The organism is Pseudomonas sp. 22085 (genome assembly GCF_052045815.1).
GTDB classification, from domain to species: Bacteria; Pseudomonadota; Gammaproteobacteria; order Pseudomonadales; family Pseudomonadaceae; genus Aquipseudomonas; species Aquipseudomonas glycinae.
Map to the genome: position 1 here is coordinate 25,730 of NZ_JBQEQA010000034.1, position 13,306 is coordinate 39,035.

General features: G+C 59.9%; 12 protein-coding genes. 3 read left to right on the forward strand and 9 right to left on the reverse strand.

All coding sequences use genetic code 11. The annotated features are described in order from the left end of the window. Positions 1–20 precede the first annotated feature (20 nt). Positions 21–563 (reverse strand): YaeQ family protein, encoded by a 543-nt coding sequence (locus ACTJK7_RS28245; protein ID WP_011332624.1) that lies wholly within the window; start codon positions 561–563, stop codon positions 21–23. 146 nt (positions 564–709) lie between these two features. Here ACTJK7_RS28245 and ACTJK7_RS28250 point away from each other — a divergent pair, with 146 nt between their 5' ends. Further along, a complete protein-coding gene (locus ACTJK7_RS28250) occupies positions 710–1,909 on the forward strand; it encodes a CaiB/BaiF CoA transferase family protein (RefSeq protein WP_011332623.1) in 1,200 nt (399 codons plus the stop codon). Positions 1,910–1,922: 13 nt separating this feature from the next. Beyond that, positions 1,923–2,816, forward strand: a complete 894-nt coding sequence (locus tag ACTJK7_RS28255; protein WP_440781018.1) for a TIGR02285 family protein — start codon at positions 1,923–1,925, stop codon at positions 2,814–2,816. Between the two features lie 174 nt (positions 2,817–2,990). Here ACTJK7_RS28255 and ACTJK7_RS28260 read toward each other — a convergent pair whose 3' ends face one another. The 7 genes from ACTJK7_RS28260 to xerD form a co-directional block, all read right to left on the reverse strand. After that, the gene (locus ACTJK7_RS28260) at positions 2,991–3,272 is read right to left on the reverse strand and encodes a DUF3509 domain-containing protein (RefSeq protein WP_064382409.1); all 282 of its coding nucleotides are present in this window, start codon (positions 3,270–3,272) and stop codon (positions 2,991–2,993) included. Positions 3,273–3,437: 165 nt separating this feature from the next. Beyond that, positions 3,438–3,845 carry a response regulator gene (locus tag ACTJK7_RS28265; RefSeq protein ID WP_064382410.1) on the reverse strand — a complete coding sequence of 136 codons (408 nt, stop codon included), beginning with the start codon at positions 3,843–3,845 and terminating at the stop codon, positions 3,438–3,440. Between the two features lie 118 nt (positions 3,846–3,963). After that, positions 3,964–5,334 carry a transporter substrate-binding domain-containing protein gene (locus ACTJK7_RS28270; RefSeq protein WP_323151623.1) on the reverse strand — a complete coding sequence of 457 codons (1,371 nt, stop codon included), beginning with the start codon at positions 5,332–5,334 and terminating at the stop codon, positions 3,964–3,966. 119 nt (positions 5,335–5,453) lie between these two features. Further along, positions 5,454–6,863, reverse strand: coding sequence for a threonine synthase (gene thrC, locus ACTJK7_RS28275; RefSeq protein ID WP_323151615.1), 1,410 nt, complete (start codon positions 6,861–6,863; stop codon positions 5,454–5,456). 66 nt (positions 6,864–6,929) lie between these two features. After that, positions 6,930–8,234, reverse strand: coding sequence for a homoserine dehydrogenase (locus ACTJK7_RS28280; RefSeq protein ID WP_011332618.1), 1,305 nt, complete (start codon positions 8,232–8,234; stop codon positions 6,930–6,932). Positions 8,235–8,366: 132 nt separating this feature from the next. Further along, positions 8,367–9,098, reverse strand: a complete 732-nt coding sequence (dsbC, locus tag ACTJK7_RS28285; protein ID WP_108559743.1) for a bifunctional protein-disulfide isomerase/oxidoreductase DsbC — start codon at positions 9,096–9,098, stop codon at positions 8,367–8,369. Positions 9,099–9,241: 143 nt separating this feature from the next. Beyond that, a complete protein-coding gene (gene xerD / locus ACTJK7_RS28290) occupies positions 9,242–10,138 on the reverse strand; it encodes a site-specific tyrosine recombinase XerD (RefSeq protein WP_011332616.1) in 897 nt (298 codons plus the stop codon). 107 nt (positions 10,139–10,245) lie between these two features. On the opposite strand from xerD, the gene ACTJK7_RS28295 reads away from it, so the two are divergent. Continuing rightward, positions 10,246–12,054, forward strand: a complete 1,809-nt coding sequence (locus ACTJK7_RS28295) for a cation:proton antiporter (protein ID WP_108559741.1) — start codon at positions 10,246–10,248, stop codon at positions 12,052–12,054. Between the two features lie 84 nt (positions 12,055–12,138). Here ACTJK7_RS28295 and ACTJK7_RS28300 read toward each other — a convergent pair whose 3' ends face one another. Continuing rightward, the gene (locus ACTJK7_RS28300; RefSeq protein WP_440779566.1) at positions 12,139–13,101 is read right to left on the reverse strand and encodes an IS110 family transposase; all 963 of its coding nucleotides are present in this window, start codon (positions 13,099–13,101) and stop codon (positions 12,139–12,141) included. Between the last annotated feature and the right edge of the window lie 205 nt (positions 13,102–13,306).

Consider the following 13,306-nt stretch of genomic DNA (forward strand, 5'->3'; position numbering starts at 1 on the left):
TTTTCCGGAGTAGCGCGGACTTAACCGCGCTCACCCTGCAGCCAGGTGAGCTGGACTTCGTGTTGGCCACGGTCATCGGTGACGAAGATCGTGCCTTCGCTGATCATTACGTCCCACTTGATGACGCGGGGCATGTCCTTGGCCAGGGTTTCCAGCACTTCCTGCGGGACGGCGGCAATGTTGACGTTCTTCAGGTTCTTGATTGCCGGAATCACTTTGCCTTCCCAGACGCGCAGGCTGCCGTAGGCCAGCAGGCTGGTGCGCTCGGTGCGACGGGAGCACCAGGTCAAGCGATCGGCGTCCGGCTGGCCGACTTCGATCCAGTGCAGGACGCGGTCGTCCAGGCTCTTTTCCCACAGCGCAGGTTCATCCACGTCCGACAGACCACGCCCGAACGACAGTTGCTCGTTGTACCAGAGCGCGTAGGCCAACAGCCGCACGGTCATGCGTTCTTCGGTTTCCGAAGGATGGCGGGCGATGGTCTGCTTCACGTTCTCGTAGACGCTACGGTCGAGGTCGGTGAGGTTCAGTTCGAATTTGTAGGTAGTGGACGGCTGGGCCATGAACGGGCTTCTTGATACGAGGAAAGTCGGCAAGTCTAACCGATGCTGTAGGCAATCCACGAATTGATGGCGATCAACCTTGCGCGACTGACAGCCGGCTATGTTAAAACGCTGTATCTGCTCAGCCTTGTCCTACAGGATTTCGCATGCCGTTCGCCAACAAACCGCTCAGCGGTCTGAAAGTCATTGAATTGGGTACTTTGATTGCCGGGCCCTTTGCCTCGCGCATCTGCGGCGAGTTCGGCGCCGAAGTGATCAAGATCGAGTCGCCGGATGGCGGTGATCCATTGCGCAAATGGCGCAAATTGTACGAAGGCACATCGCTGTGGTGGTTCGTCCAGGCGCGCAACAAAAAGTCCCTGACGCTGAACCTGAAACACCCTGACGGCCTGGCGATTCTGAAAAAACTGCTCGGTGAAGCCGACATTCTGATCGAGAACTTCCGCCCCGGCGTACTGGAAAAACTCGGCCTGAGCTGGGAAACCCTGCACGCGCTGAACCCGAAACTGGTGATGGTGCGCCTGTCCGGTTTCGGCCAGACCGGGCCGATGAAGGACCAGCCAGGTTTCGGCGCAGTCGGCGAATCCATGGGCGGCCTGCGCTACATCACCGGTTTCGAAGACCGGCCACCGGTGCGCACCGGGATTTCCATCGGCGATTCGATCGCGGCCCTGTGGGGCGTGATCGGCGCGTTGATGGCCTTGCGTCATCGCGAGGTCAACGGCGGTCTCGGTCAGGTGGTCGATGTGGCGTTGTACGAAGCCATCTTCGCCATGATGGAAAGCATGGTCCCGGAGTTCGATGTGTTCGGATTCATTCGCGAGCGCACCGGCAACATCATGCCGGGCATCACACCCTCCTCGATCCACACCAGCGCCGACGGCAAACACGTGCAGATCGGCGCCAACGGCGATGCAATCTTCAAGCGCTTCATGCTGATCATCGGCCGTGAAGATCTGGCCAATGACGCGGCGCTGGCCAGCAATGACGGGCGCGACACTCGCCGCGACGAGCTATACGGCGTGATCGACCGCTGGGTCAATTCGCTGCCGCTGCAAACCGTGCTGGACCTGCTGAACCAGGCGGAAGTGCCCGCCAGCCGGATCTTCAGCGCCGAAGACATGTTCAACGATCCGCAGTACCTGGCCCGGGAAATGTTCCTGCAGGCCAAACTGCCGGACGGCAAACCCTTCAAGATGCCAGGCATCGTGCCGAAACTCTCTGAGACACCCGGTTCGTCCGAATGGGTCGGACCGCAGCTCGGTGAACACAATGCGCAGGTACTCCACGATCTTGGCTACGACGAGAAGCAGATCGCCCGGCTGCGCGAAGACGGAGCCATCTGAGCTGAATCGCCTGATGCCCTCGGCCTCGAACCGCGCCCACCATTGGTGGACCTGGCGGTTGTTCGGCCTGCTATTCCTGCTGGTGCTGCCGGCGTGGGCGCAGGCCAAGCCAACGCTGATCTGGCTGCTGCGCGACCTGCCGCCGCTGACGATCTTCGAGGGTCCGAAAAAGGGCCAGGGCGTTATCGATCAATTGATGCCGATGCTGATTGCCGGCATGCCGCAATACGAACACACCTTGATGCGGGTCAATCGCGCCCGTGGCACTCAAATGCTGCATGAACATCCCTTCGCCTGCGATCCGTCGCTGATCTGGAACAAGGAACGGGCGCAATGGATCGCTTTCTCCATCCCCGCGTTTCGCGCTGTCAGCAATGGGCTTGTGGTGCGTCGGAAAGATCGCGAAGTGCTGGAGCCGTTTCTGGTCGACGATGAAGTCGACCTGTCGGCATTTCTGGCCAACGGCGAGCGAAAAGTCGGCGTGGTAGCCGAGCGCAGCTATGGCGAGTACATCGATGCATTGCTGCGCCAGGCGCCGAATGGCGCGTTGACACCCCATTACGGTAACGACGCACTCAGCAGCCTGTTGTCGATGCAGCGCCTGGGGCGTTTACAGGTGGTCCTGGGTTACTGGCCGGAAATCCGTTATCAGGCGCGGCAGGCCGAGATAGCCGAGGACGAATTGCTGTTCTTTGCAATTCGCGGCACAGACAAGTACCTGTCCGGCCATGTCGGCTGTACCGACACTACGGCGGGTCGAAAGGCGATCACTGAGATCAATCAACTGTTGCGCACCCTGCCCCACGAGCATCTTGACCGGCTCTACGCCGACTGGCTTGACCCCGAGAGGCGTCAGGACTATCTGGAACAGGCGCGGATTTTCTTTCAGCAACAAGCCGCGCAGTGAAATCCGGGCAAAAAGAAACCCCGAGAAGTGGGGAGACGACTCGGGGTTAAACGTGGTCTGTATCAAAGACCCGTAGCAGCAAGCGACAAACACCGGAGCACAATGCTTGCTCCTGCTGTTACGGGGTCTGACTGATCTGGATGCAGGAAGGTTCCCACAAATGAATAATCAGTTTCAGAGGGCCGGGTGTTTGTCGAGGGCTGCGTTTCGCAACGCGGCGATCACACAGGGTTCCAGCCGGCCTTCGGCAATCAGGATGTCACGGTGCAGGCCGTCAACCACATCCGTCAGCTGGCGCTTGTCGCTCAGTTGCGCCTGATTGAATTCTCGCTCCACCACGATCGCGCCGCTGCCATTCTTCAAGGTCACCAGGCATTCGCCGTGGCGCCCCCGAGGGGTCAACGTCACCTGATACGGGCTCAGAGCCTCACCGAGCAATAGACTGATACTTTCCATCTCGATCTCCACTCAATAGTCCGAAAACACAGTGTCTGGGGCGTGTTCACTGTAAATGACCACCGGCCCGAGAGGAAAGTTCTGCCGGTCACCGGCCTCTCCCGGAGCGTCACCCGGCCTGACGAAGCATGCAGGCTGAAGATGACAGAAAAATAACCGCCCGCCTCATGCACTGAGCGGATGTCGGGGTGGCGACAGGTAGGTGTCCAGCAACTTGCGCATCAGCACCGCCGAAACCGGCGTAGGCAGCTTGCCCAGAAGCCTCACCCCGTCGTCCTCCACGAGGCTCTCCAGATCGGCCAGCAGGCTGGGGGCTACCGTCCCCAGCAAAATCAATGCTCGTGCCCTTTGTCGAACGACCAGATGGGTGATCAGGGCCAGTCCGTCACCGCCCTTGAGCTGAGGATTGCATATGGCGATATCGACCGCGCCGCGTCGTTCAAGTGAACGCTTTGCCGAATCCAGCGTAGGGGCGGTCAATACATCGTAGATGCCGATGGCGTTGAGCATCTGGTGCAACGCCATCAACTGGAACGGATCGGGTTCAAGCAGCAGTATTTTGAGCGAGCGCATGGGACGACCTCTGAAGCGACAAGGGCGGATTCTCGCCGCAGTGGCCTGTCACTCTAGGGCAGTCGTCCTAAGCCTCCCATCGGAAAAGTAATCAGGTTTTATAGGACTTTTCCCAACTTCAATGCGGACACCGACAACCGTTTTCCTTCCGCCGCTGGGTGATATCCGTCCAGCCACCCAGCAGACCGCGCAGCTTTCCGTCAGCACTGTAAAAGGGCACCGTCCATTGGTAAATCTGCCGCAGGCCACCCTTGAACAATAAATGCCGCTTGCAGAAGCGCGTCTTGCGCGTATGCATTTGCAACATGAACTCGTCGTGCAGCATCAATGCGGTAGCCTGTGGCAGTGCATCAAACTCGAACAGCATGCGTCCCAGCACCTGCTCCTGCCGGACCGAAAGCGCATCTTCATAACTTCGGTTGCACATGAGCAATCGGCCCTGCAGGTCACGAACGAACACCGGGTCGGGCATCGCATCGATCAATGCGTGCTGAAAGGCCAGTTGATCGCCCAGGTCCTTTTCCGCCTCACGTCGCTGCTTCACTTGGGCCGCCAGTCGACGGTTCCACACTATCGACAGCAGGCCAAACAGGCCCAGAACGCCCATTGCCCAGCAGCCCCACTCGATCATTCGTGCGCCGATCGAGGGGGCGGGCACAGGGGAAACGCCTGCCAGCCATTTCAGACGCATGGACCGCAGCTCAGCCACCGAGAAAGCGCCCAAAGCCTTGTTGAGGATGCTCAGAAGCTCTGGCATTCCCTTGCGCACGGCCAGATGATCAGCCTCCCACTTGCCCTCCACCAGACCACCGACCTTGAGCAGGCCGGAGGGAAACAGCTGAGCACCTATCTCGTTTTCGATGGTGGCGTAGGCCTCTCCACTCTCGACCAGCGCGCGCGCTTCGGCATAGGTCTTGACGGAGCGGATTTCAATCGACGGGTAGTCGCGCCGGATACCTTCCTCCAGCGCATGCCTGGCCGGCAGCACCAGAACACGCTTGGCCAGGGTTTCAAGCGACTGAATTGCAGGCTCGCCCGCATGCCCGACAAACACCCACCCCGCCCCACCGAACGCATGACTGAAGTCCAGAAATGCCCGGCGCTCTTCGTTCATCGCCAGTGTCGTGCTGATGTCCGCGACACCACTTTGAAGCCGTTCGAGCATGTGATCGGTGGAGAACGACTCCTGGTGGACGAACTGCAGTCCGGTCATGGCGCTGATGTGTTTGAGCACATCGTTGTTCAAACCGCTCCATTGGCCATGTTCATCCTGAAACAGATACAGCGGGTATTGCACCGACGCCACAGTCACCCGGGGGTTATCTCGAATCCACTGACGCTCACGCTCATCCAGCTCGATGGGCTTAACAGCCTCCACCGCATCGGCATGCTTCGCCAGATGGGCTGATTCGCTCCACTGCGACAGCCCGAAGCCCCCCAATAAAACCAACCAGCACAGCCCTGGTTTCAATCCTGAAAAAAACCGCATTGCCACATCCTTCATCATCGACTCGCCCGTCCTTCGTGGGCGAAACGCGCGCAGTGTGGCATGCAAAAACAAGAAAGCCCGTCAGGAGACGGGCTTCAAAATGTGACAGCTTTGCGCGTTTAAAGAGGCTTGCCGCGGTTGCCATGCTGACTGACAAAGGCCTGCACGGCTTTGAGCTCATTCGGCAGCACAGTGCAGCGCTCTTCTCTCTCAAACAAATCAGAAAGATGTGCAGGCAGTTCGAGAGCTTTTCCTACACCAGCTTTCTCCACCGCGTCCGGGAACTTGACCGGATGCGCCGTGCCCAGAATCACCATCGGAATGTCCAGGCTGCGACGGCATTCGCGAGCGGCTTTCACGCCAATCGCGGTGTGCGGATCCAGTACTTCACCGGTCTGTTCGTAGACTTCGGCGATGGTTTCGCAGGTTTGCGCATCGTCCACGGCCAGCGAATCGAACAGCTTGCGAGCCTCGGTCCAGCGCTCCTGTTCGACGCTGAAACCGCCGCCCTGCTTGAACGAATCCATCAAGCCGGCGATCGCCGCGCCGTTGCGACCGTGCAGGTCGAACAGCAGGCGTTCGAAGTTCGACGAGACCATGATGTCCATGGACGGCGACAGCGTGGCGTGCAAGGTTTCCTTGACGTACTGGTTGCCGCTCATGAAGCGGTGCAGGATGTCATTGCGGTTGGTGGCGACGATCAACTGGTTGATCGGCAGGCCCATGTTGCGCGCCAGGTAACCGGCGAAGATGTCGCCGAAGTTACCGGTCGGCACCGAGAACGACACCGAACGCGCCGGGCCACCCAATTGCAGGGCCGCGTGGAAGTAGTAGACGATCTGGGCCATGATCCGCGCCCAGTTGATCGAGTTCACTGCAACCAGGCGGGTGCCCTTGAGGAAGCTCTGGTCGGCGAAGCTGGCCTTGACCATTTCCTGGCAGTCATCGAAGTTGCCTTCGATGGCGATGTTGTGGATGTTCTCACCGAGGATGGTGGTCATCTGCCGACGTTGCACTTCGGACACACGGTTGTGCGGGTGGAGGATAAAGATGTCTACGTTTTCGCAATGCTTGCAGCCTTCGATGGCGGCCGAACCGGTGTCACCGGAAGTGGCGCCGACGATCACCACGCGCTCGCCGCGCTTTTCCAGCACGTAGTCGAGCAGGCGACCGAGCAGTTGCAGGGCGAAGTCCTTGAACGCCAGGGTCGGGCCGTGGAACAGCTCCAGCACCCATTCGTTGCCGTTCAGCTGACGCAGCGGCGCAACGGCGTTGTGGGCAAACACACCGTAGGTTTCTTCAAGAATCTTTTTGAAATCGGCGTCCGGAATGCTGCCGTTGACGAACGGGCGCATCACGCGGAAAGCCAGCTCGTGATACGGCAGGCCGGCCCAGGAAGCGATTTCTTCCTGGGTGAAACGTGGCAGGTTTTCCGGGACGTACAGACCGCCGTCGGTGGCGAGACCGGCCAGCAGGACGTCTTCGAAATTCAGGGCCGGTGCCTGGCCGCGGGTACTGATGTAACGCATGACTGACTCCAATGGACAGTGTTCACGACACCGGCCCCGCTGGCGGGACCGGTGAAGGAGATCGGCTTAGTTCAAGTGCTCGACGCGGATCCGCACAACCGGACCGACCACGCCCGCCAGCGCTTCGAGGGCGGCGATCGCGTCGTTGATGTGCTGCTCCAGCACGCGGTGGGTCAGCAGGATCATCGGCACCAGGCCGTCGTGTTCCTCGACTTCCTTCTGCATGATCGACTCGATGTTGATGCCGCGCTCCGAGAGGATGCTTGCCACCTGAGCCAATACGCCCGGATGGTCCTTGGCCTGAATGCGCAGGTAGTAGGCGCTTTCGCAGGCTTCGATCGGCAGGATCGGATGAGCCGACAGCGAGTCCGGCTGGAAGGCCAGGTGCGGCACGCGGTTTTCCGGGTCGGAGGTCATGGCGCGAACCACGTCCACCAGATCCGCGATCACCGACGAAGCGGTCGGCTCCATGCCGGCGCCAGCGCCGTAGAACAGGGTTGAACCGGCAGCGTCACCGTTGACCATCACCGCGTTCATCACGCCGTTGACGTTGGCGATCAGGCGATCGGCCGGGATCAGCGTCGGGTGTACGCGCAGCTCGATACCGGCGGCGGTGCTGCGTGCCACGCCCAGGTGCTTGATGCGGTAGCCCAGCGCTTCGGCGTAGTTCACGTCGGCGGTGGTCAGCTTGGTGATGCCTTCGGTGTAAGCCTTGTCGAACTGCAGCGGAACACCGAATGCGATCGAGGCCAGGATCGTCAGCTTGTGCGCGGCGTCGATGCCTTCGACGTCGAAAGTCGGATCGGCTTCGGCGTAGCCCAGCGCTTGCGCCTCGGCCAGCACGTCTTCGAAGGTGCGACCCTTCTCGCGCATTTCGGTGAGGATGAAGTTACCGGTGCCGTTGATGATCCCGGCGACCCAGTTGATACGGTTGGCGGACAGGCCTTCACGGATCGCCTTGATCACTGGAATGCCACCGGCTACCGCCGCTTCGAACGCCACGATCACGCCTTTCTCGCGTGCCTTGGCGAAAATTTCATTACCGTGAACGGCAATCAGAGCCTTGTTCGCGGTGACCACATGCTTGCCATTCTCGATGGCCTTGAGTACCAGCTCGCGGGCAACGGTATAGCCGCCCATCAGCTCTATGACGATGTCGATCTCAGGGTTCGTGGCCACTTCGAAGACATCGTTGGTAATCGCAATACCGGTCGTCTGGAACTGAGGCTTTGGCGTGCGCATGGCAATTTGTGCCACTTCGATTCCACGCCCGGCACGACGAGCAATTTCCTCGGCGTTGCGCTGAAGTACGTTGAAGGTTCCGCCACCGACGGTCCCTAACCCACAGATGCCTACTTTGACCGGTTTCACTGTGAACTCCCCATAAAACGGCCGACGCGAGGCCGGCCGTGAAAACAACCGCAGGTTCGCGGCTCTCTGTTGATGGCCCGGCAATCCTGCCGCCGGACCACGCTCGTCAACACCTGAGCGTGACGATGCGAATTACTTCGCGCCCAGCGCCAGTTTGGCGACTTGTGGCGCAGGCTGGTAGCCCGGAATGACTTGTCCGTCAGCCAAAACGATGGCCGGTGTACCGTTCACGCCGATCGACTGACCGAGGGCGAACTGTTTGGAAACCGGGTTCTCGCACTTGGCGGCCTTGATTTCCTTGCCGTCGACCATTTTGTCCATGGCCGCTTTCTTGTCTTTCGAGCACCACACGGCTTGCAGTTGCTCGTCACCCGGCGAGCCGAGGCCCTGACGCGGGAACGCCACGTAGCGCACTTCGATGCCGCGCTTGTTCAGCTCGGGCACTTCAGCGTGCAGCTTGTGGCAGTACGGGCACGTGGTATCGGTGAAAACGGTGATGTGCGACTTGGTTTCACCCACGGCCGGGTAAACCACGGTCTCGGCCACCGGGATCGCATTGATCAGTTTGGAAATGCCCAGGCGCTCGGTCTTCTCGGTCAGGTTGACCGGCTTGCCGTCCTTGAGCTGGAACATATAGCCCTGAACGATGTACTGGCCGTCGGCGCTGGCGTAGAGCACCCGGCTGCCCTTGAGCTTGACTTCGTAAAGACCGGGCAGCGGGCTGGCGGTGATGGTATCGACCGGCACGTCGAGCTGGAGATTTTCCAGGCTTTGGCGAATCGCTTTGTCGGCCGCGTCATCGGCGGCGGCAAAGGTGCTGACCAACGCAATGGCTGCGGCGGCGAAAATCTGGGTCAGACGCATGAGAACTCCTGAAGGCGGACAAATGGAACGATCAGAACGCCCGTGCCGGAACACCGGGTCATAACCGCCCATCGTGCAAACCGGCAAAGCCTACCACATAAGGCTGGCGTGGCCGAATGCGCCTGTCGCAAGACAAAACGGGCTCAGCCACGGGGGTGATGTTTGGCATGCAGATCCTGCAACCGCGCGCGGGCGACGTGGGTGTAGATCTGCGTGGTCGACAGGTCGCTGTGGCCCAACAGCATCTGCACCACCCGCAAGTCGGCGCCATGGTTGAGCAAGTGGGTGGCAAACGCGTGACGCAAGGTGTGCGGCGACAGCGATTTACTGATGCCGGCGACCTTGGCCTGGTGCTTGATGCGGTGCCAGAAGGTTTGCCGAGTCATCTGCTCGCCGCGCTGACTGGGAAACAACACATCGCTGGGACGCCCGCCCAGCAGCTCGCCGCGACCGTCGCGCAGGTAGCGCTCGACCCAGACAATCGCCTCCTCGCCCATCGGCACCAGCCGCTCCTTGCTGCCCTTGCCCATCACCCGCAACACCCCCTGACGCAGGTTGACCTGTTCCAGCGTCAGGCTGATCAGCTCGGTGACACGAAGACCACAGGCATACAAGACTTCGAGCATGGCGCGGTCACGCTGGCCGATGGCTTCGCTCAGGTCTGGCGCCTTCAGCAGCGCTTCGACGTCGGCTTCCGACAGGGATTTGGGCAATGGCCGACCGAGCTGCGGCATATCCACGCGTAAGGTTGGATCGACCGAAATCAGTTTTTCCCGCAGCAGGTAGCGATAAAAGCCACGTACACCGGAGAGAAATCGCGCGGTGGAGCGGGGTTTGTAGTTCTGTTCCAGACGCCAGGCCAGGTGGTCAAGGATCAGTTCACGACCGGCATTGATCAGTTCGAGACCTTTGTCCTGCAACCAGCCGTTGAACAGCGCGAGGTCACTGCGATAGGCGTCGCGAGTGTTGTCGGAGAGACCTTTTTCCAGCCAGAGGGCGTCGAGAAACTGGTCGATCAGTGGGTGGTCGATGGCAGGCATGGGCGCTCAAGACACGCAGACTTGGCACTGCGCGCAAATAAAGAGTGAACGGTTGAAATGGCCGCTAGTCTTTCATAGCCCGCTATTTCAAGGAACAGGGAGCTTCAATGAACGAGCAGCAAATTCTGTTGGCTTTCGGTGGTATCGGTGCCGCCGCGCTGGGCTGCCAATGGCTCGCCTGGCGCCTGAAGCTGCCGGCGATTCTGTTCCTGCTGCTGACCGGGATTCTGGCGGGCCCCGTGCTGGGCTGGCTCGACCCGCAGGAAATGTTCGGCCCGCTACTGATGCCATTGGTGTCGCTGGCAGTGGCGCTGATTCTGTTTGAAGGCAGCCTGACCCTGCATTTGTCGGAATGGCGCGAGATCGGCAGCGTCGTGCATCGGCTGGTCACCATCGGAGCGCTCTCGACCTGGATAGTGATTGCGGTCGCGACCCACTGGCTGCTGGGCTTCGACTGGCTGCTCGCCATCCTGTTCGGCAGCCTGACCCTGGTTACTGGCCCGACCGTGATCGTGCCAATGCTGCGCGTGGTGCGGCCAAAGGCTTCGATCGCCAACATCCTGCGCTGGGAAGGGATTGTGATCGACCCGATCGGCGCACTGCTGGCGGTGGTGGTCTACAGCTTCATCATTGCTCGGTCCGAAGGAAATGGCCTGGAACAGAGCCTGCTGACATTCGGCGGGGTGATTGCCTGCGGCAGTGCATTCGGCGTTGCCGGCGGCTGGCTGCTCGGTACGATCATTCGGCGCCAATGGTTGCCGGAGTATCTACACAACCTGGCATCGCTCGCCGCGGTGCTGGGGATATTCATTGCCGCCAACCAGGTCATGCACGAATCCGGTCTGCTGGCGGTGACGCTGATGGGCATGTGGCTGGCGAACATGAAAAACGTGGATGTGCGGCACATCCTGCACTTCAAGGAAAACCTCAGCGTGCTGCTGATTTCCGGGTTGTTCATTTTGCTGGCGGCGCGACTGGATCTGAAGGCGTTGATCGGCCTCGGACCGCTGGTGCTGATTCTATTGCTGGTAATCCAGTTGATCGCCCGGCCGCTGAACGTGGTATTGAGTACCGCCGGTTCGAGCCTGAGTTGGCGTGAGCGTGCACTGTTGTGCTGGATTGCCCCGCGCGGGATTGTCGCGGCAGCGGTCTCGGCGATCTTTGCGATTCGCCTGGATGAAGCGGGCCATGAAGGCGCGCTGTTGCTGGTGCCGCTGACTTTCGCGGTGATCATCGGCACCGTCGTGCTGCAAAGTGCGACTGCCCGGCCTCTGGCGCGTCTGTTGAAGGTTGCGGAACCAGCGCCGAGCGGCTTCCTGATCGTCGGTGCGAACGGGCCTGCGCGCCTGCTCGGCAAGTCGCTGCAACAGCTGGGCAGCCGGGTGCTGCTGACGGATTCAAGCTGGGAAAATATCCGGGCGGCGCGCATGGAAGGCTTGCCGACCTACTTTGGCAATCCGGCCTCGCAGCACGCCGATGCGCATCTGGACCTGGTCGGACTGGGGCATTTGCTGGCGCTGTCACCGTCGGGCGAACTCAATACGCTGGCAGCCATGCGCTTTCGTCATGACTTCGGCCATCAACGCCTGTTCGGCCTGGCCAGTGGTCAGGAAAGCCGGCGCAGCGACAAGCACCGCGCCAGCCTCGAACATCGCGGCAATCAACTGGGGAGCGAGGCGCTGACTTACGCCAGACTGGCCAGCCAACTGAGCCAGGGCGCCGAGCTGTACAGCACGACTCTGACGGACGGGTTTGGCTGGGACGATTACCGGGCGCTGCATGGCAACCGCGCGACGCTGCTGTTCATGCGCGATGACAGTGGTTGGGTGCACGTGGTGACGCCGGAGACCACGCTGAAACCCGGCTCGGGATGGACGTTGCTGGCGCTGATTCAGCCTGAGAGCGTCAGCGCCTGACAGATCAAATCGCGGGCAAGCCCGCTCCCACAGTGTCCATGTCGAACACAACATCAGCGGACAACACAAAATCTGTGGGAGATTCTATGTTGCAGGGGAACCCTGCAACCTTAAATTGGGTTGGTATTCGCTCTGATTTTTCATGAGGGCGAATGCCACCCGGCAAAGCTTACGGGCGAGGATGACCAAAGCCTGAGTTCTGGCTAGACCTCTTGCCAGATAGGATTCATAGAACGGTTTCCAAACAGGGGACCGACAAGCTGCCATAGCTGCATTGTGTGCAAGACGCCGTAATTCTCCGTCACCTTTTTTGCTCAAGTGGCGAGGACTGTGTTTCTTGCCTGAGTCCTTTGCCTTCAAATCCATTCCCAGAAAGGCGATGAACGCATCGGCGCTGGCGAACTCACCTCGCATATACGTAGTTGCCAAGCCCGTTGCCGTGAGTTCACCAATCCCTTCAATCGCTTTGCAGCGTCTGATGTTTTCGCTAATGCCGGCCTCTTGGCTGACTTTGCGGAGTAATTCCTGAATGGCTTGATCAAGCTGTTTGAAATGCTCCAACCCACGGGCCAAAAGATCTTCAAGGAGAGGTTCGTTTGACCAGCTCAGCATGATACTGACTCGGGCCTTCATCAGCTGCGCACGCTTGTTAAGCAGACTTTTCAACACCGTGTAGTGCCGTGGTGGTGGGCTCCAGACCCGCAGCCGGTGCTGTTCACTGGTTAGATAACGCGCCAGAAGACGTGCATCACAAGGGTCGGTTTTTGCACGCTGACCGATGCTTTCGCGGTAATGGCTCACCCGGTAAGGGTCCACGACGTAAACCCGATGCCCCATACCATGGGCCAGTTCGGCCGTGTCCAGGTGGTAGAGATTAGTGGCTTCCAGAGCGATCGAGCTTTGTGCGGGCAAGGTCTTCAGCCAACGACCTACAGACGTGCGGTCATTGTTGATGACCTGGGTAATTTCCAGATCTTCGCGATAAACAACGATTTCGGCCTTGGCCACATCGACACCAATCACCGTTGGCGAGGTAAGGATTGTCATGACGAATCCTCGGAGCTAGGGTTTAAGAGCTTGTCGGGGTCTACCGTAGCGCTGGCTTGCCTCTATCGTCGGTTTTACCGATGAATTCCTTATCGGCGCTTTAGGTAGAAAGGGCGGGACGAGAAGTCTCCCACGGTCCGTACTGGCTAGAGTCGGAATCGAGCTTTTAGTCCCGCCCACCCCTTCAAGTCTAAACATACAAGCG